The 26395-nt window shown below is 65.1% G+C and carries 20 protein-coding genes and 4 pseudogenes; 15 read left to right on the top strand and 9 right to left on the bottom strand.

Annotated features, from left to right (window positions below; all coding sequences use genetic code 11):
• Positions 1-143 precede the first annotated feature (143 nt).
• The 4 genes from ACQPYM_RS09375 to ACQPYM_RS09360 all read left to right on the top strand — a co-directional run bounded on the left by ACQPYM_RS09375 (position 144) and on the right by ACQPYM_RS09360 (position 5102).
• Positions 144-659, top strand: a complete 516-nt coding sequence (locus tag ACQPYM_RS09375) for a GNAT family N-acetyltransferase (protein WP_433017913.1) — start codon at positions 144-146, stop codon at positions 657-659.
• Between the two features lie 828 nt (positions 660-1487).
• The gene (locus tag ACQPYM_RS09370) at positions 1488-2480 is read left to right on the top strand and encodes an IS481 family transposase (RefSeq protein ID WP_433008778.1); all 993 of its coding nucleotides are present in this window, start codon (positions 1488-1490) and stop codon (positions 2478-2480) included.
• 208 nt (positions 2481-2688) lie between these two features.
• On the top strand, positions 2689-4317 hold the full coding sequence (locus tag ACQPYM_RS09365) for an MFS transporter (protein WP_433017910.1): 1629 nt from the start codon (positions 2689-2691) through the stop codon (positions 4315-4317).
• Between the two features lie 599 nt (positions 4318-4916).
• Positions 4917-5102 (top strand): hypothetical protein, encoded by a 186-nt coding sequence (locus ACQPYM_RS09360; RefSeq protein WP_433017908.1) that lies wholly within the window; start codon positions 4917-4919, stop codon positions 5100-5102.
• Between the two features lie 1118 nt (positions 5103-6220).
• Here ACQPYM_RS09360 and ACQPYM_RS09355 read toward each other — a convergent pair.
• Entirely contained in the window at positions 6221-6478 is a 258-nt protein-coding gene (locus ACQPYM_RS09355) for a WhiB family transcriptional regulator (protein WP_433023227.1), read from the bottom strand.
• A 201-nt stretch (positions 6479-6679) separates the two neighbouring features.
• Between ACQPYM_RS09355 and ACQPYM_RS09350 the strand changes: the two genes are divergently transcribed.
• Positions 6680-7558 (top strand): tetratricopeptide repeat protein, encoded by an 879-nt coding sequence (locus ACQPYM_RS09350; protein ID WP_433017905.1) that lies wholly within the window; start codon positions 6680-6682, stop codon positions 7556-7558.
• Between the two features lie 868 nt (positions 7559-8426).
• On the opposite strand, the gene ACQPYM_RS09345 is transcribed toward ACQPYM_RS09350, so the two are convergent.
• Positions 8427-8804 carry a hypothetical protein gene (locus ACQPYM_RS09345; RefSeq protein WP_433017902.1) on the bottom strand — a complete coding sequence of 126 codons (378 nt, stop codon included), beginning with the start codon at positions 8802-8804 and terminating at the stop codon, positions 8427-8429.
• A gap of 900 nt (positions 8805-9704) precedes the next feature.
• A pseudogene (locus tag ACQPYM_RS09340) lies at positions 9705-10098 on the bottom strand (SDR family NAD(P)-dependent oxidoreductase).
• Positions 10099-10930: 832 nt separating this feature from the next.
• Here ACQPYM_RS09340 and ACQPYM_RS09335 point away from each other — a divergent pair.
• Positions 10931-11389, top strand: coding sequence for a COG4315 family predicted lipoprotein (locus ACQPYM_RS09335; RefSeq protein WP_433017899.1), 459 nt, complete (start codon positions 10931-10933; stop codon positions 11387-11389).
• Between the two features lie 170 nt (positions 11390-11559).
• Positions 11560-12084: an RICIN domain-containing protein gene (locus tag ACQPYM_RS09330; RefSeq protein WP_433017896.1), complete on the top strand. Its 525-nt coding sequence runs from the start codon at positions 11560-11562 to the stop codon at positions 12082-12084.
• 94 nt (positions 12085-12178) lie between these two features.
• Here the strand turns inward: ACQPYM_RS09330 and ACQPYM_RS09325 are convergent, their stop codons facing one another.
• Positions 12179-12253 carry a hypothetical protein gene (locus ACQPYM_RS09325; protein ID WP_433023225.1) on the bottom strand — a complete coding sequence of 25 codons (75 nt, stop codon included), beginning with the start codon at positions 12251-12253 and terminating at the stop codon, positions 12179-12181.
• Here ACQPYM_RS09325 and ACQPYM_RS09320 point away from each other — a divergent pair.
• Positions 12252-12464 (top strand): hypothetical protein, encoded by a 213-nt coding sequence (locus ACQPYM_RS09320; protein WP_433023530.1) that lies wholly within the window; start codon positions 12252-12254, stop codon positions 12462-12464. The genes ACQPYM_RS09325 and ACQPYM_RS09320 overlap by 2 nt on opposite strands.
• On the opposite strand, the gene ACQPYM_RS09315 is transcribed toward ACQPYM_RS09320, so the two are convergent.
• The 5 genes and pseudogenes from ACQPYM_RS09315 to ACQPYM_RS09295 form a co-directional block, all read right to left on the bottom strand.
• Positions 12443-12964 carry an ATP-binding protein gene (locus ACQPYM_RS09315; RefSeq protein WP_433017893.1) on the bottom strand — a complete coding sequence of 174 codons (522 nt, stop codon included), beginning with the start codon at positions 12962-12964 and terminating at the stop codon, positions 12443-12445. The genes ACQPYM_RS09320 and ACQPYM_RS09315 overlap by 22 nt on opposite strands.
• An 85-nt stretch (positions 12965-13049) precedes the next feature.
• Positions 13050-14578, bottom strand: a pseudogene (istA, locus tag ACQPYM_RS09310) (IS21 family transposase).
• 165 nt (positions 14579-14743) lie between these two features.
• Positions 14744-14953 (bottom strand): hypothetical protein, encoded by a 210-nt coding sequence (locus ACQPYM_RS09305; RefSeq protein ID WP_433017890.1) that lies wholly within the window; start codon positions 14951-14953, stop codon positions 14744-14746.
• A 487-nt stretch (positions 14954-15440) separates the two neighbouring features.
• On the bottom strand, positions 15441-15827 hold the full coding sequence (locus tag ACQPYM_RS09300; protein WP_433017887.1) for a hypothetical protein: 387 nt from the start codon (positions 15825-15827) through the stop codon (positions 15441-15443).
• Between the two features lie 1020 nt (positions 15828-16847).
• A complete protein-coding gene (locus ACQPYM_RS09295; RefSeq protein WP_433017884.1) occupies positions 16848-17048 on the bottom strand; it encodes a hypothetical protein in 201 nt (66 codons plus the stop codon).
• Positions 17049-17265: 217 nt separating this feature from the next.
• Between ACQPYM_RS09295 and ACQPYM_RS09290 the strand changes: the two genes are divergently transcribed.
• The 7 genes and pseudogenes from ACQPYM_RS09290 (at position 17266) to ACQPYM_RS09260 (ending at position 26353) form a co-directional block, all read left to right on the top strand.
• Positions 17266-18195, top strand: a complete 930-nt coding sequence (locus tag ACQPYM_RS09290; RefSeq protein ID WP_433017881.1) for a GNAT family N-acetyltransferase — start codon at positions 17266-17268, stop codon at positions 18193-18195.
• Between the two features lie 349 nt (positions 18196-18544).
• Positions 18545-18895, top strand: a complete 351-nt coding sequence (locus ACQPYM_RS09285; RefSeq protein WP_433017878.1) for a hypothetical protein — start codon at positions 18545-18547, stop codon at positions 18893-18895.
• A gap of 75 nt (positions 18896-18970) precedes the next feature.
• Positions 18971-19671, top strand: a pseudogene (gene istB, locus ACQPYM_RS09280) (IS21-like element helper ATPase IstB).
• Between the two features lie 272 nt (positions 19672-19943).
• Positions 19944-22607: a LuxR C-terminal-related transcriptional regulator gene (locus ACQPYM_RS09275; RefSeq protein ID WP_433017875.1), complete on the top strand. Its 2664-nt coding sequence runs from the start codon at positions 19944-19946 to the stop codon at positions 22605-22607.
• Between the two features lie 106 nt (positions 22608-22713).
• Positions 22714-23768: pseudogene (locus ACQPYM_RS09270) on the top strand (IS630 family transposase).
• Positions 23769-23871: 103 nt separating this feature from the next.
• Positions 23872-24738, top strand: a complete 867-nt coding sequence (locus tag ACQPYM_RS09265; protein WP_433017872.1) for a hypothetical protein — start codon at positions 23872-23874, stop codon at positions 24736-24738.
• A gap of 4 nt (positions 24739-24742) precedes the next feature.
• Positions 24743-26353 carry a GH3 family domain-containing protein gene (locus tag ACQPYM_RS09260; RefSeq protein ID WP_433017869.1) on the top strand — a complete coding sequence of 537 codons (1611 nt, stop codon included), beginning with the start codon at positions 24743-24745 and terminating at the stop codon, positions 26351-26353.
• Positions 26354-26395: the final 42 nt, after the last annotated feature.

Raw genomic sequence — 26395 nt, 5'->3', positions numbered from 1 at the left:
ACTCAAGTCGAATTGAGACCGACTCTGCTATGCAGGCCGGTTGGCGGCGCTGTCGAGCCTCAGACCAAGACCACCTCCGGCCTCGCAGGTGACGGCTATTGCGCGTGTCGTGAACCGAGTGGGTTGATCAGAGCGTACTTCCGGTGACAGTTGTCGGCGATATGGGAGTATCGATGATTCTGCGATCATTTGAGAGCGAGTTCACAACTCTGGTGGCCGGTTGGGCGAGCTCAGCACAGGAGGTTGGACTCCTGTCAGGACGGGATGAGTTCCCGTTCCCGGCTGAGCTGCTGTCGAGCTGGCGGCAGACCACCGAAGACATCAAGGCCTACTTGTTCTTCGACGGACAGACGCCGATTGGCTATGGCGAACTATGGCTCGACGACGAGGAGGATGAGGTCGAACTGGCGCGGATCATCGTCGCTCCTGAGTTGCGCGGCAACGGGATCGGAACTGCGTTTGTCCGGGCGCTTCTAGTCCGCGCTCTCGATGCTGGCTATTCGGATGTTTTCCTGCGGGTGCGTCCCGACAACGAGCCGGCGATCCGGACCTACCTTCGAGTTGGTTTTCAACCCGTCGACCAGGCCCTGGCCGACGAGTGGAACGAACCCCAGCCCATCAAATACACCTGGCTGCAGTACCCGGTGACCGCCAGGTAGCCGGAGCCGAATGAGCACGCTCATGTGCACACGCATTGGTCGAGGTAGGAAGGGTGCGCGATGGAGCAATCCAGTTCTCTTGGTGTAGACACGACCGACAGGATTCGACTGCGGCGGGATAGGCCGTTTGCTTTCCTTGGCTAGCCCAACTGCTCTAAGATGCCGGGACACAGGTGAGCGAGCTCTCGATCCCACCGATCGCCTTCGTCACACTCTCCGCCGGACCAAAAGCGCAATGGTGTTCTGAGGACGTTGGGCAGTTTGCCAAGCCTCCTGCTCGTGGCACTCCTCGGCGATTCGTCGACCGAATTCCGGCCCGGCCGGATGTTGTTCTGGTGCAACATCAAGCAGGGGCCTACTTATAGGCGCCGTTCCTTGACCGCCGCTCTCGACCTACTCACCATGATCCATGTAAGGCCCGTATCTCACTGACGACCCGCGGCCTGACTAGCCGGAGACCAGGTACGGCTGAGCAGCAACCAGGCCAGCGCGATCGCGGCCGACTCGACGCCTTGGCCGCGGCCAACTCCCGGGCCCGTCGAAGCGGCCCACACCACCTGCCAACGGGCAGGGCGAATCACCTCACATCAACCAGTCGACCGGGTCAACTCATGTCGAGAGGGGAACCAGATGGCAGGTTCCGTGCGTACAGACGGTTGACGCGGCGCTGGCCATGTAGGCGGTGTGTGCCGTCGATGCTAGGCGCTCTAGGTGTGATGTCCAGGGAGGTTGGCCCGCCTTGTGGCGGTGAGTCGGTGTGACAGGTGAAGGCCTCCGGTTGTGAAGTGGAGCTGTCTAAGGAACCGCTTCACCAAACCGGAGGCCTTCGTGTCCCACGTTAACGCGACTCTGACCCCACGCACCCGGCTACGGCTGGCGCGTCTGATCGTCGATCAGGGCTGGACCTACGCCGCGGCGGCGAAAATGTTCATGGTTGCCGCCAAGACGGCGCGCAAGTGGGCCGAGCGGTACCGGGCCGAAGGGGCCGCTGGGATGGCTGACCGCAGCTCCCGCCCACACCACAGCCCCGCCAAGACACCGCCGCATCTGGTACGCCGGATCGTGCGACTGCGCTGGCGCCACCGGCTCGGCCCGGTCCAGATCGCCGGCCGGCTCGGCGTCGCGGCCTCGACCGTGCACGCCGTACTGGTCCGCTGCCGGGTCAACCGCCTGTCCCGCGTCGACCGGGTCACCGGCGAACCGCTGCGCCGCTACGAACACGACCACCCCGGCTCGCTGATACACGTCGATGTCACCAAGTTCGCCAACATCCCCGACGGCGGAGGCCACCGCTTCGTCGGCCGCCAGCAGGGCTACCAAAATCAGCTCGCCACACCCGGCCTGCCCAAGGGCAAGGACTACAAACCCCGCACCGGCAAAGCCTTCCTGCACACCGTCATCGACGACCACTCCCGCGTCGCCTACGCCGAGATCCACACCGACGAGAAAGCCGACACCGCCGCCGGAGTACTCCAGCGGGCCGTCGCCTGGTACGCCGACCACGGCGTCACCGTCGAACGCGTCCTGTCCGACAACGGGTCCTGCTACCGCTCATTCGCCTGGCGCGACACCTGCGCAGCACTCGGCATCACCCCGAAACGGACCCGGCCCTACCGGCCACAAACCAACGGCAAGATCGAACGCTTCCACCGCACCCTGGCCGACGGCTGGGCCTACGCCCGGTTCTACACCTCAACCGACCAACGCAACACAGCCCTGCCCGGCTGGCTCCACTTCTACAATCATCACCGAGCCCACTCCGCAATCGGCGGCAGGCCACCAGTCAGCCGACTGACCAACGTCCCTGGACATCACATCTAGGCCAAGCAGCGTCGTTGCAAAAACCATGACCGAGATATCGGCTGGCTTGGCGCTGGGCCGGGCCACAAGCGCGGGCCGGTGAGGCGCACCGGTCCTGGCTCACGGGCGCACTGTCGTACTTCTCGACCGGGCTCATCCAGCGGCCGCGGAGCGGGTTGACCACGCAGATTTGGGCACCGATGTCACTCGGAGAAGGGGACGCACGGGTATGGCGATGCATGAGGCATTGCGGCTCTCACCGCTGTTTCGGGCTCTCGGCAACCGCGAATGCGAAGAAGTCGCCGCTCTGCTCGTCGAGAGGGTCTTTCCGGCGGGCAGCGAATTCGCCGAGGCAGGGTTCCTTCTCATTGCGGCCGGCCGGGCGAGCCTGACCGTCGACGGGAACCCGGTTCGCTCGCTAGGTCCCGGTGACCACATCGGAGCGGCCGCCCTTGTTGGACTACCGCGAGGTGCCCTGGTGACCGCGCTGACCGACATGCGCTGCCTCGCCATGCCCTGGCCCGTGTTCCGCCAGCTGCTCGACGCCAACCCACGGATTGCCGGCGAGCTCTTGATCGCCATGGGCACACAGCCCGCGCCCTCATCCGGTGCCGAAGGCGACGAACGCAGGCGCGGGTCCGCTCGGACCCGGCGCCGGGCCACCAGCACCGCATCCCACCTGTCCACCGCGTCTGACGAGGCAGCGACCGCATTGCTACCTGCGTTCGTGGTTGGCACCCTCGGCGCGTCCCCACTAGCGCTCGGCCTGATCGAGGGCCTGGCCAACGCAGCCGACGGCGTCGCCCGGCTCGGCGGTGGCGCACTGAGCGAGAACCCGCGCCGTCGCCCGCTAATCAGCATGGTCGCGTTCACCCTGACCGCACTGCTCAATGGGCTGGTTGCGGTCGCCACCACCAGTCCGCAAGTAGGCGTGCTACGGGCCGGCGCGTCTGGGGCCCGCGGGCTGCGCTCCCCACAGCGCTACGCAGCCGTGCCGGAACGTGCCGGCACCAACGGCTACGGCAAGGAGTTTGGTCGTGAGCGCGCGATCCACCATTTGGTCTCGGTCGCCGGACCGCTGCTCGCGTTCACGATCCTTGCCCTCGCCGATGTCCGGTCGGCGCTCGTGGCCACACTCGTGCCAGGTCTGCTGGCGGTGACAATCGGGACATGGGTGATCCGCCGAACACCGCCTCCGCCGGACGTCGTCAGCCCGCCACCCCGGTTGCGGGTTCGTGCCGTCTTTCAGGGCCCGCTCGGCCGGTTCATGACCGGCATCACCCTGTTCGAACTCGCGAATTTCGCCGCGGTCCTGCTGATCCTGCGCACTACCAAGTTGCTCGAGCAACGCGACGTGCCGTTCGGAGCGTCCGCGATGGCTGTCCTGCTCTACCTGCTGTGGCGGCTGGCGGCCAGCGCCACGACCTACCTATCCGGCCACCTGCTGGACCATCGTCGGCCGGTCGTCGTGATGCGGGCCGGGGTGATCACGCTCTTGATCTCGTACGCCGGCTTCGCGTTGCTGCCCGGCACGGTGCTCGGGCTGGCAATGTGCTTCGTGCTCGCTGGCGCGGCCAGCGGCGCAGTGGACGTCGCCGAGCACGTCGGCGTCGCCCAGGTTGCCCCGGAACCGCTGCGCTGGTCGGCCTTCGGATCGCTGTCCGCTGTGCGCAGCTTTGGTCGGCTTACCGCCACCATCGGAGCCACTGCTGTCTGGACGTTCCTCGGCGCCGAGTTCGGTCTGCTACTTGCCGCCCCGCTGATGCTCGCCGCGCTGGCCGTAATGAGCAGCCGCCATTCTGGCAGACGCCGTCAAAAGCGGGGCGGCTCCGCCGAAGGACCGACCACCTGCGGGTAGCGGTCGAGGTACTTGCCGCTCCACCTGGCCATAGCAATTTTTCGGTTGCTGGTGCTGGGTCCGCTGCTCACAATGGGCGCCAGTAGTCCGTCGTGCCGACCACGCCATCGGGTCGCGCCAGGCACGACTCCGCACGGATGCTTGAGCACCTGGCCGATGAGGTGCGTGACGAACCTATTGCGACCATCGGCGTCATCTGGGTGCTCTGGGCCGAGGCTGCGTCGTAGGTCTCCACCCCGAGCTGAATCAGCCCACCGCCGCCGTGACCTCGCCTAGTGTCGACGGCACGTGGAAACTGACCCCTAGGCGGCCAAGGTGGCTTCTACTGACGGTTGCAACACTTCGTCTGATTGGGGCGGTTGTGCTGTCGTCTTGTCGTGTGAAGAGGGGGCCGCGGCGTCGGCCGTTGTCGGCCACGCGTTCGCGGTTCATGGAGTTGCATGGGCGTGGGTGGAGCATCTTGGCCGCGGCCCGCGAGGTTGGTGTGCCGAGGACCACGGGGAACAACTTGTCGCGTGGCTACAAGACCTATCGCGAGGTCGTCGGTTTCGTTGCCCCACCACAAGACCGAACGTCGCCGGCCCCGCTTCGAGCAACCCATGCTGTCGATCCACGAACAGCCCTTCCCGCCGCAGGACCGATCCCAAGCCGCCCACTGCGAGGGCGATCTCATCACCGGCAAGAACCAGCAGTCAGCGATAGCAACCCTGGTCGAGCGCACAACCAAATCATCCGTCTACTGCACCTTCAGCATCGCGACAGCAACGCCCGACACGCCGCCTTGACACAGCGAATGAGCGATCTGCCGGCGACGCTGCTGCGTTCGATCACCTGGGACCAAGGAACCGAGATGGCCCGCCACACCGCGATCGCCGCCACCCTCGCCGCACCGATCCACCTCTGCGACCCCCACTCGTCCGGCAGCGCAGCTCGAACCCCCACGGGCTCCTACGCCAGTACTTCCCGAAAGGGAACCAACCCGAGCATCCACACCCCACACCACCCAAGGGGTGGTCGAGAACGAGATCAAGCACCGTCCCCGACACGTCTCCAAGATCGCTCGCCCGCCGAGCTGTTCACCGCGCTACTAGCCTCGCCCGAGCACCCCGTGTTGCGACGTTGACCAGAACCCACAGCGCCACCAGCTGATCAACTTTCGGCTGCCGTTGACACGTGCCTCGGCGCTGCTCAGCGATCTCGGCATCACCCGGTCGCACTCACGCCCCCGGTGTCCAACGACAACCCGTTCTCCGACGCATTGGGGGCACCGAACAGCATTGACGATAGTCGGTCCCGCTGCTGACGGCTACCGCCCGCAGGGGCGCTTGTCAGTTGCCATAGGCAAACTTTGCTGACCGCACCGGCGGCACAGTGCATGCCTAGACGCGTCAGGTGCACGAATTGGCCTCGCCGCTTGAGGGTGATGGCCAGTACGAGGGCAGCGCCGACCGGGTCCGACCTGATCAGCAGGTCGCCGACGGAATCGTCCGGCTGAGAGCTGTGCCGGCCCAGTCATCAGCGGCGTCGTGACCCCGAAACTCCAGGTGACGACGTTAGGACGGGCGCGGTCGGCAGTTACCTCCCAGGGTGGTTCCGTTCCGACCGAAATTGCACGAAGGACGGCCGCCAGGGGCAGCAGCAGTTCCGGCATTCGAGGCCTCCGTTGTTCCGCGTTCCGTGCCTTCCACGACGTACGATCGATGGGAACGGGTTCGTTCGCGTCGCTCGGGCGGGTCGAGATCCGGATCCGCCGGCTGGCACGTACTGGGATGCATACGGCACCTGCTGCGGCAACTGCCCCTATCTGCCGGCGGGGCGGATGTGCTGGAGATCCGCCCGCATCCGTTCCGCCCACCAACCCAGGAGACCGTTGACGGATCGCGAGGCAAAGTCCGCCCCACGGTCAGAAAGCGTGTGCCCTCTGCTGCGTCCGCCGTGCGCGGGTGCGCATTGCCGCCCGCTCCAGCTCGCTCGTGCCGCCCCAGACGCCCTGCACTTGATTTATCTTCAATGCCCAGGCAAGGCATTGCTCACGGACCGCGCAGCGGCCGCAGACCTGCCTGGCCGCCTCGACCTGGACGTACGCCGCGTCGCTGCTGCCGATTGGGAAAAACAGTTCCGGGTCCTCATCAAGGCATGCGCCCCTGCTCCGCCAGTCCATCGACCCCACTCCGATCAGGCCATCCAGCCCTTCCACGTCATCACCCAATACGTATCGCGCTCCCGACCGGATCGTTGCGAGGATTCGGATGATCGTTACTTTCTGTACATACCGGCCCAAAACCGGACGGCGCGCCCCGGCGTACTGCCAAGGACGACAAACAACGGAAACGCACTACGCCGATCCACGAAGGCGGACGCTATGACGAATCTCCATCCAGCCGCGATCCTCAAGCAGCCGACCACTGAGCACCACGGCTCCTGTGCCGTGTGCACGACAGTGCAGGCCCTCTACGCCCGTGCTCGCGCTCACACGCGAAGTGGAGACTACCGCGCCGCAGAGGACACGCTATGGCGTGCTCTGTGGTTCGGCGAGCAGTCCGGTATCGCCGAACTGGATCGCGCCGTACTGCTCAACGAGCTCGGCGTGGCCGCTAAGACTCTGGGCGACCACGACCGTGCAGATTCCTGCTTCCGCGCAGCGCTCGATCTGGCAGAAGAGGCCGGCCACGACATCTTCGTCACTACGGTCTGCCACAATCTCGGCGGACTCGCCCACTCTGAGGGACAGTACGCCGAGGCCGAGCGGTGGGCTCGTAAGGCAGCCGAACTACGCACCATCCTGCTCGGATCCGGCCACGTCGAGGTTGCCGTTGACAACGCGGCGCTGGCCGCGATCCTGATGGAGCTCGGCAGGCTTGACGAGGCAAGTCGCCTCCTTCGGTCTGCGTTGACGACATACGAGGCGGCATACGGCGAGAACTGCCTCGAGGTGGCCGTCATGCTGAACAACTTCGGTGCCCTGTCCCACCAGCTCGGCATGCACGCCCTCGCCCGGCAGCAGCTTGAACGAGCGCTCCGCATCAAAGAAGCGGTTCTCGGCCGAGAACACCCTGAGGTAGCGATCACACTGGCCAATCTCAGTTTTCTGAACGAAACCCGCGGGTCGCGGTTGGCTGCTGAGCGGCACTGCCGCCGGGCGATCGCCATCCTGACGAGTACGGTCGGTCAGACACACCCATCGCTCGTCGCCTGCAAAAGCCAGCTGCAGCGATTGACGAGCGGTGCCAAGGAGGGCTGACCCGGGGCATTCTCAGCGGTCGCCCGATGGGATCTGACCGCTGAGCACCAGCCAGCCGACGATTGAGGTCGCGTCTTGGTCTGCAGAGTCGCGGGGATCTTCGGGCAGTCGCGCGGGGCGACACCGGCCCGAGAGCACAAGTTCACCGAGGCCCTCGGGCAGATGGAAGGTGCAGATGGTGGCCGAACCACCGACGGCAGCCACCCAGCCCTAGTAGTAGCGACCGGCCGACGCCGCACCAACCTTGTTGTTTCAAGAAGCCCTCAGCCCGGGGGGCGACTCCGAGGTCAAGTTATGGGTGATGTCCGTCGTTGCTCCCGCGGCTGTACATCGCTACCTGCGATCGAATCGCGAGTCAGCGGTGAAAAATAGGTTGCGATCACCGATTCACGAGCACCCGGGCTGACGGCATGCTCGGCACATGGCCTGCGATCTGACCGACGAACAAGTCGAGAATGTTTCTGTGGGGCCGACATGCCCCGATTGCGGGCAACCCGCCAAGGTCGTGGACCGGTTCGTACTGTGCTGCGCCACCGGACGCCGGGTGCTGCACGTGCGGACAGTGTGCAACGGCCCAGGACCACTTCATAGATGCGCCCCAGGGTGAACCGCTGAGGGGGAGGATCTCGGCGGATCCTGATGCCGCGGCAGACAACGAAACGCACTCCTTGGCGGACTAGTGAGGAAGCTCGCCCGTCAGAACGGTACTGCCCGTTGTGTACTCGTCCTCGTCGTCGCCGTGCATGGTGACGACGATCGTCGTATAGCCGTCCAGGCCTTCCGCAGAACGAAGCGAATCGCCATCGTTCGTCTCCCTCTCTCGTCAGCCGCGGTCGTGGATCGCGAAACCATGAGCTGCATCAGCTCGTCAATGACGATGAGCAAACACCCGCCCACTGCCGTGTGGCAGCTGGAAGGACCCGATCGGCACACCGTCGCCACCGACTGTGAGCCATGCTCGGTAGACGGGGCCCCGAGCGGAGGGCAGACCGGTGAAGTCCAAGGTGAGCTCCACACCGCGAGGGCGGCAATTCGCCGTACCTTCGGCACGCGCCTGCCGCATCAGGGAGGTCCCGGTCAAGAACACCTCGGCGCAGGCATCGTCGTCCGGCCGCCGGCTTCCGCTTGGACGATCAGACCGTAGCTCGCTGAGGATCCGCTGCTCGACATCCGCCGGAGTCTGTTCCCACACCGCCCGGTCCTGAAGCACGTCCTCGAGCGCGCCGAGTTCGTCGTCCCGCGTCATGCTCCTCCTTCGCCTGACTCGGCCTTAAAACCGAGATCCTCCAGCACCAAGCGGTCTAGCAACAGCCTCTGGAGTGGCTCAGGGCTAAGGCGACCGAACAGAGGGGTCCCGCCTTGCCGCGCACATTGATTGTGGGGCCCTTCCAGCGTACGTCTTGCACTGACGGCTACGGAATGTGCCTACCGTTGGTGGCGGTGGTGACCTCTCAGGGCTGCTCTCGAAACCGCCACCCGGCCCATACGAGTTGCTGGATTGTCTCGAGGGACTCCTTCGGAGCGATATCGGAGAGGTCGCGGGACGTTGCCGTGCGATCTCGATGGCAGGTTCGACCTGAGGATCGTGGTCCAGCGGCGGCTGACGGACGTAGACGAGATGGTGATCTCATGTCAGCCAAGGCGGCCAACGCGTGGCACCCGTTAGACTCCGCGTGCATCTGCCGAGGGTGCGGAGCGGAGGTACTGCGGGAGACGATCTCCACGATCACCGGCGCCGGCAGAGAGCTCGAAGTCTTGTCTGCGGGTGCTGAACGACCCAACAACCCCGGTCGGTCCAACGTGATGATGGTTGTGTGTGACGGACTCGCCGACCCGCCCGCGTTCGACGAGGGCGTGAGTGGCACTGACCCAGCGTTGACGAAGTTCATCTCGTGCTGCGCGATAGGAACCGTGGAACAACGAGAGGGGTTCGACCGAAATGTCCACACACGAACCGACACGCTCGTAGTCCCGATCCACCGATGCCCACGTCGATGGTCAACTCGTGGCCGGTGATAGCTCCACCTCTCTCGAATCGCATAAGTACGCACACCCCTCGGCCACCTGCATCGCGTCGACTGTCGTGGCGAGCGGTGCTCGTGCCACCCACCGCCCATACCCGTCCGGCCACTGGGTCGCCAGCCCGTCACGCCAGACCAGTCCGGGCAAGACCGCATTGACCCCTGATTTCTCGCTGGGCCAGTGCCTGTGCACCAGTCTTTGTCAGCGACAGCAGGGCCGCCTTGCTACTCGCGTACGCGGCTTGGTCGGGATCGGAGCGGTGTGCGGCGATGGTCGTCACATTCACGATTGCTGCCGCGGCCCCGTGACATGATGCGCGCAGCCTGCCGCATGCACAGGAATGAAGCGATCACGTTCACCGCCTGGGTCCTGTTCCAGTCGTCGACGGTAGCGGCGAGGAAAGGACTCGACGGGTAGATCTCGGCGTTGTTGACTAGGACCTCGACCGGTCCGCTGTCATCTGCGACATGGAACTGACGTTCGATGGCGGCCTCGTTGGTGAGCTCGGCCTCAACCACCGTGGCGACGCCACCCGAGTCGGCGCGTAACTTGGTCAGCAAGTTCACGCGGGAACACCGGGTCCTAGCGGTACTGGAGAATCAGGTGATAACCGCAATCGGCGAAGCATCGCGCGATAGCTTGCCCGAGGCCACCGGTCGCACCGGTGATCACGGCAACCTTGCTCCGATGCGCCGCTGATGCCTGGCCTGCAGAGCTGTCGTTCACAGTTCGTGTGGACCGGCGTCACATCGGCGGGCAATCAGTCGGCATGCTCGAACCGGTCGAATGTAGCTCCTTCGAGTACGCCGGTGGCTGTGATGGTGAGTTCTGAGAGCGTTTGATGGCGAGTTTCGACAGCGCTTGTGGCTGGTTGGGGCTGGTAATCATGGTGGGAACTGACAGCACCTGGGCGGCGGTTCAAGGAGGTTTCGTGCGGGAGTGTTGGGCATGGCCGTGGAGGTTCTGGTCTGTCAGCTGGTAGGAGTTCGGCTTCATTTCGTCGCTTCACGCGCGGTATCGAGTGGGACTCGGGACGGCTCGAGTCCGCCGGGGATCGTCTGGGTCCGGGGTCGTTGTGGTGTGAACCGGTGGATGTAAGCGTGCGTACTGGTTGATAGAGGCGGCGCTAGCACCGCGAGGCAGTCTGGTCAAGGAGTGAAGATGTTGAGGATGTTCAGGTGCGTGGCTGTGCTGGTCGGCACGGGGACGCTGATGCTGGCGATTGGCGCGTGTGGCACTGATGCAGGCAGTGATGCTGGCGCTGGGACGTCTAGCTCGCCGACTCCCGCTCCTGTGTCGTCGACTGCCGCGCCCGGTGCGGGTGGCGACCCGAGCGGGGTGCCGGAATCGGTGAGCACGGCGCCGGAGGAGCCCGAGACGGTGGCTCCGCTGAAGGTTGGCCCGGCCAGCCTGGCGGTCACGTCGCACACCTTCGCGCGGGAGCGCACCGAACTGGTCGATATTCCGGGCGGCTCGTTCGACATCGTGACGGTGAACGGGAAGACCGCGTACCGGTTCGAGGAAGACGACGACAACCCCACCAAGGTGAACTGCCACGGCGACTGTCCGATCACCTGGCCGCCGGTGGTCGTCGACGGCGCCGAGGTGACCAGCTTGCCTGGTATCGACCGTGGACTGGTGGGGACCGTGAAGCGCCCTGATGGGCACCTGCAAGTCACCTACAACGGCTGGCCGCTGTACTGGTTCTTCAAGGACAAGACCCCGTCCGACGCCAACGGCGAGGGCCTAGGCAAGAACTGGTCCACGATCAAGGCCGACGGCAAACCGGTGTTCAAGAAGAAGCCGTAGACCAAACCCGCCTCACTCAGCACATACCAGGCAGGGACACTACCCGTCCGGCGGCAGAGCCAGCTCTCTGTCGCGCTACCGGGATGGGGTGCTGCTGCCTGCCACAAACAGCACGCACGCAACATCCCGCTATCGATAATCAACTATTCCTGAAACGGAGCACTGCCTCGATGAAGATCCAATCCTCCCACCGTGTTCTGGCCGGCGCTCTGCTGGCCGCTACCGGTCTCGGCCTCGCGGCCGCGCCGGCCATCGCCGCCACTAACTCCACAATCAGCCCGGCCTCCTCGCCGCGGGCGAAGGTCATCGGCCAGGGCATCAACAGTGGCCTGGGCAGCTCGACCAACCCGTCGTCGGCGGCAAGTAACTGGACGCTGGTCGAGTCGAGCAGCTTCGCCGGCACCTACCTGATCCGGCAGAAAGACCCGCTGGGCAGTGGTAAGAACCTGTACGTGGACATCTCCGGCGGTAGCTCAACCGCGGCCGGGATGCCGATCGTGACCCGCGTGTTCGACGGGACCTCTTCGCAGCACTGGCGCCTAGTCAAGGTGTCGAGTGGCCGCTACACCGTCCAGAACAACCACTCCAAGAAGTTCCTCACCTTTACCCCCAACGGCGGCAGTGTCCCGCTGCGCCAGCAGTCGCGCAGCAGCACCGCCGGCGAGCAGCGCTTCGACCTGCCGGGTAAGCCCTGACACACCCCGGCAATACCCGTCGACTGCCCGACCGGAACCGCTGCCCGGTCGGGCAGTCGACGATCGCCAGGTTTCCGGGATGGACTCAGCGGGCCTAGCTGTGGGTGAGCTGGTAGGACTCGGTGCCGGTTTCGAGGATGTTGCCGCCGAAGGTCAGGCGGTCGACGATGGCTGCGCAGAGCCGCGGGTCGGTGAAGGTCTTGCCCCAACCGGCGAATGACTCGTTCGGCGATCGCGACGGAGTTCTTCTCCTCGCGTTCGGTGAGGACCTGGAACAGCAGTTCGGCGCCACGGCGGACAGACCTCGACGGACCAGACGCCCGTCGGTCCAGTTGCAGGTAGCCGAGTTCGTCGATCATCAGCAGCTCGACCCGCCGTAGCGGGCGATCGTCTTGCTCAAGACCAAGTCGTCGGCGGCTTCGACGAGTTCGTTCACGAGCTTGGCGGCGAGGGTGTATTTGACTCGGTAGCCGGCCATCGCGGCCTCGGTTCCCAGCGAGATGAGCAGGTGGGACTTGCCGGTGCTGGAGTCCCCGATCAGACACAGTGGCAGACCCTTCTTGACCCACTCACTGGTGGCCAGGGTGTGGATAACGGCCGGGTCGATATTGGGATTGGCATTGAAGTCGAACTCGCGCAGCGACTTCTCCCGTGGGAACTGGGCGGCCTTGATCCGGCGTTCGGACCGGCGCCGGGCGCGGTCGTCGCACTCGGCCAGCAGCAGTTCGGCCAGGAACACCCGGTAGGACATCTGGTCGTTGGTGGCCTTGGTTGCGAGCTCTGGGAACTGGCCGCGGATGGTCGGCAATCGCAAGACCCGGCAGGCCTGATCAACAGCTGCTTCGGCGGCCTGTTCACTCATGCGGCGGCGAGGACTCATCAGCGGCGCTTCTTCCGGGAACTGGGGTTGGTGCTGGCGGTGCTGCAGCGCGTCGGCTGGGCAGCAGTTGGTCGTAGGCTTCCAGCTACGGCAACGGCCGGGTGTCGGGCGGCAACTGGGCCAGTCGTCGCTCGGTCAGCGAGGTCACCGGTGCCGGTGGCGTCTTCGGGCTGGCTTTCAACGGCTCCTTCGAAGTTTGGGCGTGTCTTGGTTCGGCATGCCCGAGCCGTCGGCGTCGGCGATCAGCCGGGCTTCCAGCGCGACAGCATCGGCGGTTAACACGCCGACTTCCAGGGCGGCTGCTAAGCCGGCGACGACGTGGTCGTGGTGCATGTGGCGGTGCAGCAGCAAGACCTCGATCAGATCCCGGGTGCCGGCGGCGCCACCGTGAGCCTTGCGGGCCTTGACCCACCAAGCGTCGTGGATCGGGGTGAACTTGCCCGCGGCGCGGGCTTGCTCGAGCGTGGTCGCACCGGGTAGGGCGCCGGGTTTGCGGATCAGTGCCTCGAGCTCGAGGCGGGTTCCGGACTTGGCGATCAGCCGTTCGTGCCAGGCGATCTCGGTGCGGCCGTCGAATACGACCAGTCGGAGGCGTTCAGCAGCACCCGGACCTGGCGGCCGATGAACCTGGTCGGGACCGAGTAGTGGTTGGTGCGGACGGTGATCTGGGAGTAGCGGTCGACCCGCTGGGTGAACCAGCGGCCGGTCTCGAAGCGCTCGAACGGCAGCGGCGCCAGCGGCGGCTGCTCGACCGCGAAGTACTCACCGATCGTGCGCGGCCGCGACCGGATCCGCCGCGCGTCATCGTCGACGTCCCAGACATCGATGCGCCGGTTCAGTTCCGCCAGCGAGTTCACCTGCGGGACAGGGACAAGATGGTTGCGGCGGAACCAGCCGATCTGTCCTTCGACACCGCCCTTGTCGTGGGCGCCGGTCAGACCGGGCTGGCAGTAGAACGCGTCCAGTCCGTAGTGGGAACGGAACGCGATCCACCGGTAGGTCTCGACCCTGGCGCGGCTGAAACCGATCACTCGCGCCACCGCGGCCTTCAAATTGTCATACCGAACCTTGCCCGTCGGGACACCACCCAACACGCTGAGCGTGCAGGTGACCTTCAAGAAACGCCTCAAACTACACGAAGCGAACACCCGATGCACGGCCTTGCCCGAGTACGACAGCCGCAACGAAAACAGGTAACAGATGACCTGCTCACCGGCCAGGTCGATCGTCACGTAACCGAAATCAACCTCAGCCTCCGCGCCCGGCTGATGGCTCTGCGATGAAGGCACCGAGGACACCACGGCCGGCATCGAGGCGGATCTCATCACGGCGAGCACCGACATAGGTCTGCTCCATCTGATACGAGACCCCGGCCGCTGCCGCGTCTTGTTCGTCCAGCAACCGGTCGAAGATCCGCTTCGCGGTGTGACGCTGCTTGCGCGGCGCGCTCAGATCATCGCGCAACCACCCATCGATGATCAGCTTGAACTCGGGGTCCAGCCGACTCCCGCGTGGAGCTGGCCTCTTACGCGGCTCGGGCCAGGCAGACTCCAGCACCGCGACCACCGTCCGGAACCCCACCCGGTACTTACGCTGCAACGCCCGCTTAGCCATCCCGGCCCGGGCATCACGACGGATCGCGGCATACAGCTCAACATCCGACACCGGCGACACACTGGCCTCCACCAACACAGGCCACGCAGCCTGCCACCAAACCAGCGCTCTCGGGACTCATCATCATCGCTTTCGTCAAACCAGCGCCGCTGCCGACTCTAACCATCAGACGCTGTCGCATCCGACCATCAGAGCCACGCCGGCGTCACCGAGGGATCGTTGATAGAACTTGACGTGGGTGTAGACATAGAAGAGCCGGTAGAGTGAGGCAGAGTGGCGACTCTGGAACTGCTGGCCGGTCAGTACGTCGTGGTGACGTTCGCCGACGCCCATGAGGCCTTCACCGATGACGAACCCGCCATGTTCGAAGCCCATCCTGTGGACACCGCTGGTGGAACGGCGGGATCAGCTCGATCACGTCGACTGACCGATTCTCGATCTCGACGGGTCGTGCCAGCACGATCTTGGACATCGGACAGCCATTCCAGAAGTTCTCGACGTTGGCGACCGCGAACGACTCGATCCGGTTCCCGGACCCGAGCCCGTATATGCTCGCGCCACGTCGGCACGCGGATCGCGACATGGCTCAAGGCAAGGCCGGCGACGTCGATACCGAGTGTCGAACAGCGCTCGGACTGCCGGCGGGACGAATTCGACCGCTCCATCACGCACGCATGCCGCTCCCAGGTTCGGATCGCAGCTCATGATTCCCCTCGTCGTCAGAGGTTACCGGCAGCGCGATGAGTCCGTATGTCATCTAATTGTCCTTGAAATCAAGATGCTCAGGCGACCGGGCCAACGTCAGGTGGGCACCCGGAGGAAGACGCGCGAAGACCTCCTGCAGGAGTATCCGTGCAAGATGTTATCCAAGGCACCGATGGCGACCGGCTCCGGACCCGAGATGGGTCGCAATCTGCCGGGTCACGTCGATCCGATCGGGATCGGGGGAACACCCGCCTGTCCCGGTTCGCGGCCGGCATCGCCGCGACCACATACTCTCCTGTCCCGTTACCTGACGCCTGTCGGCGACGTCGCCGACGACATGGCGGAAGAGACCGAACTGCAGGATCGCCACCGAGCCTGCTCCATGCTCCAGGTCCACGTTCGGGATCACGTGCGCCGACGGCGCGGACCGCGAACTCAGCCGCGGATCGCTCAGGCTGCGGCGTAGTTCGTCGTACCGGCTGAACACCCACAAGTGGATCCTGGCCGGGGTCTTCATCCGCACCGGTGCGACCACGACGTACATCGGACGGACGGTCCACGGTCGGTAGCTCTTGCGCCGAGCCGATCGCAGCTGCTGGCCCAGCGTTTGACGTCGTCGAGACTGGCAACGCCGCGGCCATGAGGGCGTGCCGAACTGCCCACTTTGGTCCACGATCCGGGCCGGTAGCCGGAACGGTGGCGCCACTGCCCGGAAAATCTTGACATCCAGCCCCCGCAGAGTGGAGCAGGCCGCCGAGCCTTCCCGCGGTCCGCAGGTCGTTGCCGCGAGCCACTTGATAACCACGGTAGAGCTCGCCGAGCTCGGCAAGATCCGGTTCGGGCTCGGAACTGCACGTCACTGGCACGTCTGCATCGCCGCCGCCATCATCCGACAGCGCTCACGCTCCGCAACACCGACCTTCAACGCGTAAGTCATGATCGACACCGCCCCATCACGTCCGACTGCCGTTCACTCCGCAGCGCCGCCCCGGATCGGATCTCACCAAGGTCACTTCGTACAGGCGGGACCTTGTCGTATCCGGCGGACGGCGTGAATCCGAGCAGCTGGTAACAATGACCGCGGCGGCGTTGCCGGCGGCGATGTCGAGAGAGATGTGAGCAGTGCTTGGGAGCTCGTCGCAGAGGGCGAGCAGGTAGCCACCACACGCCGTGTTGCCGAAGGATCGCCTCGATCTCCGCCCGCTCGCCCATCTTGACGGCGCATCACAGTTCCCCAAGCTGTACCGCCGGCAGGCGCGTCGCGGCCCTGTCGCCCCTGTACGCCGAGCTCGAAACCCAATACACCGTCAAGAACCGATCGCTTGGCGCCCGACGTACTGGTGAATGACGCGGCGCTCCCCAAGCCGCTTCCGAGCGCGCTGCCCCGGATCCGGGACCTCCCATCTCCCGACCGGGGCAGCGCCACGTTCATCCCAGATCTGACCTCCGACAGGGGTTTGAGGGCCTGACTGGGGGATCCCCACCCTTACGGCGCGGCCGTAAGCCCGGCGACGATCCCCTCGCAGTCCGGCTGGCCTGCCCAGAGCCCCTGCGGCCTGGTGATTCAGGAGGAATTCCAATGGATACCGACAACGTTCCGCTGCGGGCGGGAGTAGAAGAACTCGGTCGCGATCGCCTCGAACGAGTCGTTCACCGGCTGGGGCAAGACCTTCACCGACCCAAGGCTCTGCACCGCGATCGTCGACCGGCTCACGTTCGGCGGCAACGTGATCGAACCGGCACCGACTCCTACCACCTGACCCACACTCCAATCTGACGCTGTGAGAAGTCACGACGGTGAGGCCGAGGGCGGCTGGCGGCGGGATACCGAGAGCTCCATGTGATTGGGATCCTGCAACGGTCCAATCGGATCAGATGTGGCGTAATGATGAAGGGCCGGGACGCGCTCTGAAGCGCTACACGGCCATCAGGCAGTTCGCTCTGGCCGGTCTAATCCGAGGAGTGCTGAGATGGTGACCAGGGTGTCGACTCGTCAAGTGGTAACGGACGCGGACTACGAGGCTTGGCGTCAAGTGCGGATTGCCGCGCTGCCGCATGAGCGGTGCCCGAGCGTTGCGGAGCTGCGAGAGCAGGATCGGCCGGGCCGCTTGCTGCTGCTCGCCGAGTTGGGCGGCAAGATCGTCGGCAGCGGCCTGTCGGACCGCTCGGACGAGGCCGGACGAGCGTTCCTTGCTCCACGGGTCCGACCCGAGCACCGGCGTCAGGGCGTCGGCATGGAGTTACTGTTCGCTTTGGCACGTCACGCGGTCGACCAAGGCTACGAGCGGGCAGGGTCCGGGGTGGAAGACGACGGGTCACTGGCCTTCGCGCAACGGTTCGGGTTCGTCGAGACAGATCGCCAGGTAGAACAGGTTCGCCGGATCGGGGCCGAGCCCTGGCCTGCTGCGACGACGGAGTACGACGTCGTCACCGTGGCGCAGCGCCCCGAACTGTGGGCGCGAGCCTACGAACAGGTCGCGTTGCCGACCTTTCCGGACATGGATGTGCCCAGCCTGCTCAACGTCACCGCAGACGACTGGGCCATCGAGTGGATCAACGACCCCGCCGCGATGTTCCTGGCCGTCGCCGACGATGAGGTCATCGGCGTCGCCGGGCTGATGCTAGACCCAGACAAGCCCGAACGTGCCGAAGTGGCCTACACCGCGGTCCGACGGGAGTGGCGCGGCAAATCGGTCGCCGCCACGTTGAAACGGATGAGCATGGCCTGGGCAGCCGAGCACGGCATCACCGAGATCTACACCTGGACTCAGCGCGGCAACGACAACATGCGTCGCCTCAACGAGCACCTCGGATTCACCTACGGCCAAATCAGCATCAGCGTCCGCGCCCCCCTACCCCTCTCAGCACACAGATCCACCGAGCCACTCCCAGGTCAGACGCGAAACCGATGAGGGATGGGCCGGGGACTGACATCACTATTCGCGGAGATTGCGACCCACGCTACAACCTCAACTGATACCCATCCTCACGGTGAAACGACACCGGAATTCGCCGTCAGGATCAGGATGCGGGAGTTGTTCGAGCAGACCCCGGACATGCCGGCCACGGTGCTGGCCGAGCGGGTGGGCTGGGAGCGGTCGATCCGGTGGTTCCGTGACAATGTGAGTCGGTTGCCTCCAGAGCACCGGCGGATCGATCCGGCAGATCGGATCGTGTGGGCGCCAGGTGATGCTGCCCAATGCGATTTGCGGTCCCCGCCGCGAAAGATCACGTCGAGGATGGCGTCGCCAAGCTGTTCCGGTGCTGGTGGTGACGGCTGCGCATTCGCGGTTCGTGACCGGGCGGATGATCCCGACTCGCCAGACCGAGGACTTGCTGTTGGGGACCTTGGAGTTGATCAAGGTGTTCGGGCGGGTTCCGCGGAGGTTGATCTGGGACAACGAGCCCGGCATCGGCCGTGGCCATCGCCGGGCCGAGGGTGTCGCGTCGTTCATGGGCACCTTGGCGACCACGCCGGTGCTGTTTCCACCGAACGACCCTGAGTCCAAGGGTGTGGTAGTGGAGCGCCGCGACGGCTGGTTCGAGACGTCGTTCATGCCTGGTCGCAGGTTCGACTCGCCGACCGACTTCAATGACCAGTTCACCGACTGACTGTCGCGGGCGAACGCGCGGGTCCGCACAATCAAGGCCGCACCTGTCGACCTGGTTGATGCTGATCGGGCGGCGATGCTGGCGTTGCCGCCGGTTCCGTTGCACTCGGGCTGGCGCAACAAGATCCGGTTGGGCCGTGACTGCTACGTCCGACTCAACACCAACGACTACTCCGTCGACCGTGCCGCTGGGTTCAGCGCCGTCAAAAACGCTGGAGAACCTCGACGTCGACGCCCACGCGCAGCACGCCACCAGATCTCCGCACTCGCATCCGGCGGGTTCCTCACCGAGGCCCGCAACGTCGTACTCCTCGGACCACCCAGCACCGGCAAAACCCACCTGGCCACCGCCTTGGGAGTCGCGGCCGCACGACACGGACACCGCGTCCTGTTCGCCACCGCGACCGACTGGGTCACCCGCCTCACCGACGCCCACCGCGCCGCCAGACTCCCCAACCAACTGGCCCGGCTACGCCGCTACGGACTGATCATCGTCGACGAGGTCGGCTACCTCCTGTTCGAACAAGACGCCGCGAACCTGTTCTTCCAGCTCGTGTCATCCCGCTACGAACACGCCTCACTCATCCTCACCAACAACCTGCCCTTCTCCGGCTGGGTGGCGTGTTCGGAGACCGAACCGTCGCCGCCGCGATGATCGACCGCATCGTCCACCACGCCGACGTCCTCACCCTCGAAGGCGCAAGCTACCGACTCCGCGGACGCGGCATCGACAGCCTCCCCAGCATCCGCAGCACCACAGACCAACCCCAGCCCTAGACTGCCACCAACCGCCCACTTTTCAACCGCCGAAACCGACCAGCTTTGGAGCGCAGTCGACAGGCAGAGCGTTCGATGTGATCTTGCAGCGAGCCGGCGCGCGGCAGCATCGGTGGCCGCTACCTATTCATTCCGGACGGACCGGTGAGCCGACCACCCAGTTGCGCATGACCACCGCTCTGGAGAAACGTGATCCACATGGTCCTGTACGTCGCGCCGTCGCGGATTGGTTCGCCGCGATCCGGCCGACGTGAGTGGGCCGTATTTCTGGCATGGCCTTAGTCGACCAAGCACTCACCCTTCCGGCCGATTGCCTCGACTCGGCTGTGTCGGGACTGCGAGCGTTATCGGTGACCGGTGCCCCCGGTTCCGGCAAGACCCATCTGTTACAGAACTTGCAGAGCGAGGCCGTGCGCAGGGGCTGGCGGACGGTGTTCGTCACCGCCGGCGCCCCTGATTTGGTGGAACGCGTCCAGCGAGCGCTGAACGCATCTGTGCCCACCGGCGATCCGGATCGCGGCCTATTGCTTCTGGTCGACGATCTGCAAACGATGGAGCAGCCCGTTCTTGCGCTGATACGACGCCTCTTGTCCGAACCCATGGACCGTCGAGTGCTGATAGCTGTGGCATATCGCCCTCTGCAGATGCTCGGCCCTGACCTGTGCGCTGTCGTCGATGCTCTGAGTCCCAGTTCGCATATCGCCATGGAAGGGTTGACGCTCGAAGAGGCGAGAACCTTGCTGGCCGGTCTGGCGCCCGAGACGGAGATCGAGGAGCTGCACGGCCTCAGTGCGGGAAGTCCCCGGTATCTCATCCCTCTCGGGCGCAGGGCGATCTCGTTCCGCCGGACCGGCATGCTTCCGGACGAGGTGCTGGCCCTTGCCCGGGCCGAGTTTGACCAACTGTCGGCCAAGACCCGAGACGTGCTGTCCGTCTGCGCAGTACTCGGTGTGAGCTTCGATGCAGAGCTCGTGGACACGCTCCACAGGGATCGATCAGATTACACTGACGCCGCGCTGGAGGAACTCTGCAATTCCTACATCCTGGGCCGTAGTCCCGAAGGTCGACTACGGCTGGTCTTTCGCCGACCAATACTGCGCGCTGCCGCCTACCAGCTGACTCCGGCGCGGACCCGCAAATATATCCATCGTGAGCTCGTGCGGGAGCTCGTGGGCCGGGGAGCCCCGCCCGAGTTGATCGCTCCGCATTGCCTCGATGCCTCAGGCGTGGACTCCCGAACGGCCGTCGAGCACCTAGTCACGGGGGCTGCCGCGGTTCGCGGACAGACACCCCTCCTGGCTGCGGACTGGTACGGAGGAGCCGCTCGCCTGGTACTGGCCGGAGCGGACGACGGTGGATCGAGAAGCCGCCTTCATCTGCTTCAAGCCGAGTGCCTGACCGACGGCGGCCGCTTCGACGAGGCGTGGGCAGCGGTTCTTTCAGCTCAACGCGCCGAGCCAGCGGACAATTCGCTCCGAGGCGCAGCGATGATTCACACCGCACGCATCGAGCGGATGACCGGCCATCACGACGAGTCGAGAGCACTGTTGCGCCGTGTGCGCCGTGAGACGGCAGGCGATCAGCGCTTCAGCTCCTTGATCGAGCTCACCGCCACGGAACTGTTCCGCTGCGACTACGCGGAGGCACTCGCGACGATCCATGAAGCGGGGAAGATGTCTGTCGTGTCGGCAGTGGGTGGCTCGCTGGCCACAACCGCCCTGGAATCCTTCGCATGTTGCGGTTCGGGTGATGTCGTGGGCGCGGGCGCCGCTGTCGACTCTTTCCAGCGGCACGCAGCAGAGATGTCGGACGGCGAGCTCGCGCCGTACGCGTGCCACTTATTCTGGGCCGCAGCCACCTACTCACAGTTGGGCGAGAGCAGCCGGTCCCTAGCGGTCGCGAACCGCACGATCCGGATCCTTCGTTCATCAGGGCTGCGGGCTTTTATGCCACAGATCCTGCACACCAAGGCGACGCAGTTGCTCTCGCTGGGCAGACTCGACGAGGCGCTGGCGACCGCTGCCGAAGGATTGTCGGTCGCCCAGGCGATCGGCGATGCCCACAGCATCGCCGGCAGCAATGAGTCGCTAGCTCGCATTCTGATAGACGTTGGCCGGTCCGACGACGGCTTGGACGCAGCGCGCGACGCCTACAAGGTGCTCTCAGAGGTCCACTCCTGGAGTGGCTCGATGGCGTCGCTGACGCTGGCCGACGCCTACCTCCACGTAGGGCGGGCCGACGAGTCGCTCGAGTTGCTGATCAGCGCGACAACGGGATCAATGCAGCTCGATCCAGACGGCGCGGGCCGGCGACTACGCGTGCTGGCCGCGGCTCACCTTGCCGCCGGCAACTGCGATGCAGCGTTCGCTGCCATCGCGGAGATGCGGGAGCACGCCCAGCATCGGTTATCGGTCGTCCGTGCCCATGCAGACCTGGCGGCGGCGGAGTCGCACCTGACTACTGGTGCCTACGTCGCTGCGATCGAGCACGCGCTCGTCGCAGAGAAGACCTTTCAGCGGCTCGGCCGAGTCCTGGACGCGGTGACATCGCAGCGCGTGGTGGGACTCGGCCTAGCTGGCACCGGGAAGAAGGCGGATGCATTGAAACGCCTTTCTACCGCCGCCACGCGTGCTCGTGACCTGGGCGCAGGCCGCCTCGTGACCAGTTTCGACGCCGACATCTCGGAGGTCTACGGCGAGCAGTTGGCGTCGAATCGTCCACAAAACAGACTGGGTCTGATGACCGCGCGTGAGTGGGAGGTCGCCGAGCAGGTCGTCCAAGGCCTGACGAACAAACAGATCGCGGCTCAGTTGTATCTCAGCGAGCGAACCGTCGAGCGACACCTCAGCCGTATCTTCACCAAGCTGAATATCAGCTCACGCGCCACACTGGCCGCTCTCGTCGGCGTCCACAGCAGCCAGGCTTCCGCCTCCTAGTGCGGCGCGTCTAAAGTTGTTTGACGGTGTGGGTGGGTGAGAATTTGGCACGCGTGCACAGCCGTTGGGTCTGCGGGCCGGTGATCGGGAAGTGCTGAGTTCGTGGATGCGGTCGTCGACGGTGAGGGCTGGTTTGGCGCAGCGGGCGCGGATTGTGTTGCTGGCTGCTGATGGGGTGTCGAATACTGAGATCGCGGACCGGGTGGGCGTGTCGCGGCCGACGGTGATCGCTTGGCGGACGCGGTATGACCTGTCCGGTGTTGAGGGTCTGGTTGATGAGCAGCGTTCGGGCCGGCCTCGGACGTTGGACCGGCCGAAGATCTTGGCGGCGACGCTGGCTCCGCCGCCGAAGAAGCTGGGGGTCACGCATTGGTCGAGCCGGCTGCTGGCTATCCATCTGAGGCTCGATGCCTCGACGGTGTTGCGGACATGGCGCCACTACCGGGTCCAGCCGTGGCGGGCTGAGACGTTCAAGTTCTCACCGATCCCGAGCTGGTCGCGAAGGTGACCGACGTGGTCGGTCTGTATCTGGCGCCGCCGGACAACGCGATCGTGTTGTGCGTGGATGAGAAGTCGCAGATCCAGGCCCTGGACCGGACCCAGCTGATGCTGCCGATGCAGCCCGGGTTGCCCGAGCGACGTATTCATGACTACGTCCGCCACGGCACCAGCACCCTGTTCGCGGCTCTGGAGATCGCCACCGGCAGGGTCACCGGCGCCTGCAAGCCACGCCACCGCCACCGCCACCGCCACCGCCACCGCCACCGCCACCGCCACCAAGAGTTCCTCGCCTTCCTCAAACAGATCGCCCGCGCCTACCCCGACGACGGCTCCGGTAACGAACTGCATCTGGTGATGGACAACTACGCCACCCACAAACGCGTCGAGGTCCGCGACTGGCTTGCCGCGAACCCGCGGATCAAAGTCCACTTCACTCCCACCTCCGGGTCGTGGCTGAACATGATCGAGGTCTGGTTCGGCATCATCGAACGCCAGGCCATCCACCGCGGAAGCTTCAAATCCGTCCGCGACCTCAACACCAAGATCCGCACCTTCATCACCGGCTGGAACGACCGCTGTCAACCCTTCGTCTGGACCAAAACCGCCGACCAGATCCTCACGAAAGCCAACCGTCAAACAACTTCAGACTCGGTCCACTAGCGATGCTGGCGGATGGCCGAGCAACCTGCGCGGAATAGTCCCGACCCGCAGATTGAGTGTTCTCCACCTAGCACGCCGTGCGTAAGGACGAAACCATCTCCTGGTGTCATCCTTTCTGCTTGCGCCGGTCACCGTCACTCCGACGATGCCATTGCTGCCCACTCATGTGAAAGAACTCCTGTGGGTTGATGTGCTTCATCGGTCCAGAAGGCTGGTGTGTGACGTCACGTTTCATTGGAACGCGCGCCTGCCCAACCGGACAGGGCGGACCGTCCACTTCTGGGAGTACCTGGATCGGCACTTCAGCCAATTCGACTACGCGGCGCTGTCCGATGCCGACATCGGAGACTTGGACGTCCAGTTCCACGCCGATCCTGCGCCCCAGTCGTACGCCGCCGTTCGGCCATACATGGAACGGGTGGAGAACGACGGCTGGATCCATCCGGCCAGTCGGCGGATGCTGGATGGTCGTGAAGTACTGCTCGTGCACGACGACGGTCTCACCGCGGACTACGCCCTGCTCGACCGGGTGCTGACCGCGCTGGGTGCGACTGTGTCCCGGCTGTCTCTCTGCCGGGTACCAATCAACGGCGCTACTCAGTCAAGCCGGCGAGGAGGCTGGGACGGCGTGACATTGCGGATACTGACCGACGAATGCCTCGCGGCGTTCGATCTGGAGACCTTCCGGCTCGGTATGCGCATCTATTGCATAGCCATACTCAAACGGGCAGCCAGCGACAGCTTCCGGTGGGATCTAGTGATGAGGGCGATGAGGCGGGCCCGGCGCCTCATCGAGGTCGGCGCGAGATCAGATGACCTCGAACAGGTTCTGCTGCGGAAGCGGCATCTGCAGAAATGGGTCGACCCATACCGGCTCCAGAAATGGGTCGACCCATACCGGCTCACCGACGGTCTGCTGATGAGGCGGGTGCGGCCGAGCGGCGAACTCCTACGCGGAATCTATCTGTGAGGCGGTGGCAGTGCAGCAATTCGCGAACTGGGCGGCGGGCTATCGAAGTCGCAGCAGTGACGAGTGGACCAAGCTGGCTGGCTCGGTCTCGGAACCGATCGAGCATCAGTCAGCCGTGTTGGAGAGCATAGTTTCGGCCAATGGGCGCACCGCCTTCGGAGCGGAGCATGACCTAACATCCGTGCGGGACATCAATGCTTTTCGAAAAGCGGTGCCGATTCGGGACCACGTGGAGTTCCGTCCGTGGCTCGACCGCCTGGATGCCGGAGAGCGTCGTGTACTCAGTGCCGACGAACCGCTCCTGTACCTGTCCAGTAGCGGCACCACCGGCGACGAGAAGCGCATCCCGGTCACCCGGTCTTATCTGCGGGACTGCTTCCTACCGTTTTACTTCGCGGCCGGCTCGCGGGTGCTGCAGGAGGTACCGGAGGTCCTTCGCCGGCCTGACGCCGCGCTGAACCTGTCGCAGGATCCACGCATCGACGGTGATGACGGGAGACCACACATCGGACTCGGCCAACTCGACTACGCCGGCCTCGGCGAGGAAGCGGCGACGGGAGTGGGAAATCTCGCTGGCTGGTCCAGCTTGCCGTCGGCGTTCGCCGGTGCGGATCCCCTGGAGCGGGCCTACCTGCGACTGCGATGGGCGGCCCAGCACGATGTTCGCTGCGTGATCGCCGTCAACCCTGCGATTGCCGCGGCGTTGCCACATCTCCTGACGCACTGGTGGCCACGGCTGGTGGCCGAGCTGGCTGCAGGCACTCTCGGCGGACTTCCGCACTGGGACCCGGATTTCGGCAGGGCTCGGGCTTTGGACCGTCTCGCCGACCGGCGCGGCGTCCTTCGGCCGGCTGATCTGTGGCCCCGCCTCGACCTGCTGGTGTCCTGGTCCTCCTACGTCGCTGGCCTCTACATGGAATCTCTGGTCGCCGACTTCGGGCCGAACGTCCGGGTGCTTTCGGCACCAATCGGCTCGGCCGAGGGACCCCTGGCCGTCCCAACAGTGCCGGGCCGGGGGGATGGCACGTTGATGATCGGGTCGGTTCTGTACGAGTTCGTCCCCGCCGATGAATCGCTGGTCGCGGACAGTGCGACCTTGCAGCCCCATGAGCTGGCCATCGGGCATCGGTACCACGTGGTGCTGTCACACATCGGGGGTCTGTACCGCTGCGCGACCAGAGACATCGTCGAAGTTACCGGATTCGACGGCCGAACCCCACAGGTCCAGTTCGTGGGCCGCCACCCGCGCCACTCGATCGATCACGAACTCAGTGAACCTGAAATCCTTCAGGCCGTGGCGGCGGCCTGTGCCGCCACCGGTACGCCGGTGCGGAACCTCACTTGGCGATCCTCGCCGGCGGGGCACGAGGCGATCGTCGCGTTCGACGGCCTCCGATCGGCCGATGACGTTGCGACTTTCGCTATGGCGCTCGAGATGGCTCTGGTCGAAAGTCGCTCGGCGTACCGGCTCGCACGCTCCGTTGGGTCGACTGATCCAGTCCGGGTGCGGGCGGTCCTGCCCGAGGTATTTATCGACGAGTGGCGCCGCCGGGTCGAAGCCGGTGAGCGCATGCCGCGGGTCAAAGATCGCCTACTCCTGCCTCATCTCGGCTGAGTAGGCAGTTTGTGTGTCCGGGCCGCCGGGACATAGGTAGAA

Source organism: Kribbella sp. CA-294648 (assembly GCF_050943845.1).
Classification (GTDB): Bacteria; Actinomycetota; Actinomycetes; order Propionibacteriales; family Kribbellaceae; genus Kribbella.
Note: the sequence above shows the minus strand (reverse complement) of the source record. Positions and strands in the feature narration are given on the sequence as shown.

Coding starts and splice junctions, on each gene's coding strand:
- ACQPYM_RS09365 (WP_433017910.1), top strand. CDS start 2,689: ATGGCGATGCATGAGGCATTGCGGCTCTCACCGCTGTTTCGGGCTCTC.
- ACQPYM_RS09360 (WP_433017908.1), top strand. CDS start 4,917: ATGCTGTCGATCCACGAACAGCCCTTCCCGCCGCAGGACCGATCCCAA.
- ACQPYM_RS09355 (WP_433023227.1), bottom strand. CDS start 6,478: ATGGACTGGCGGAGCAGGGGCGCATGCCTTGATGAGGACCCGGAACTG.
- ACQPYM_RS09350 (WP_433017905.1), top strand. CDS start 6,680: ATGACGAATCTCCATCCAGCCGCGATCCTCAAGCAGCCGACCACTGAG.
- ACQPYM_RS09345 (WP_433017902.1), bottom strand. CDS start 8,804: ATGACGCGGGACGACGAACTCGGCGCGCTCGAGGACGTGCTTCAGGAC.
- ACQPYM_RS09330 (WP_433017896.1), top strand. CDS start 11,560: ATGAAGATCCAATCCTCCCACCGTGTTCTGGCCGGCGCTCTGCTGGCC.
- ACQPYM_RS09320 (WP_433023530.1), top strand. CDS start 12,252: ATGGCTGCGCAGAGCCGCGGGTCGGTGAAGGTCTTGCCCCAACCGGCG.
- ACQPYM_RS09315 (WP_433017893.1), bottom strand. CDS start 12,964: ATGAGTCCTCGCCGCCGCATGAGTGAACAGGCCGCCGAAGCAGCTGTT.
- ACQPYM_RS09305 (WP_433017890.1), bottom strand. CDS start 14,953: ATGGGCTTCGAACATGGCGGGTTCGTCATCGGTGAAGGCCTCATGGGC.
- ACQPYM_RS09300 (WP_433017887.1), bottom strand. CDS start 15,827: ATGTACGTCGTGGTCGCACCGGTGCGGATGAAGACCCCGGCCAGGATC.
- ACQPYM_RS09275 (WP_433017875.1), top strand. CDS start 19,944: ATGGCCTTAGTCGACCAAGCACTCACCCTTCCGGCCGATTGCCTCGAC.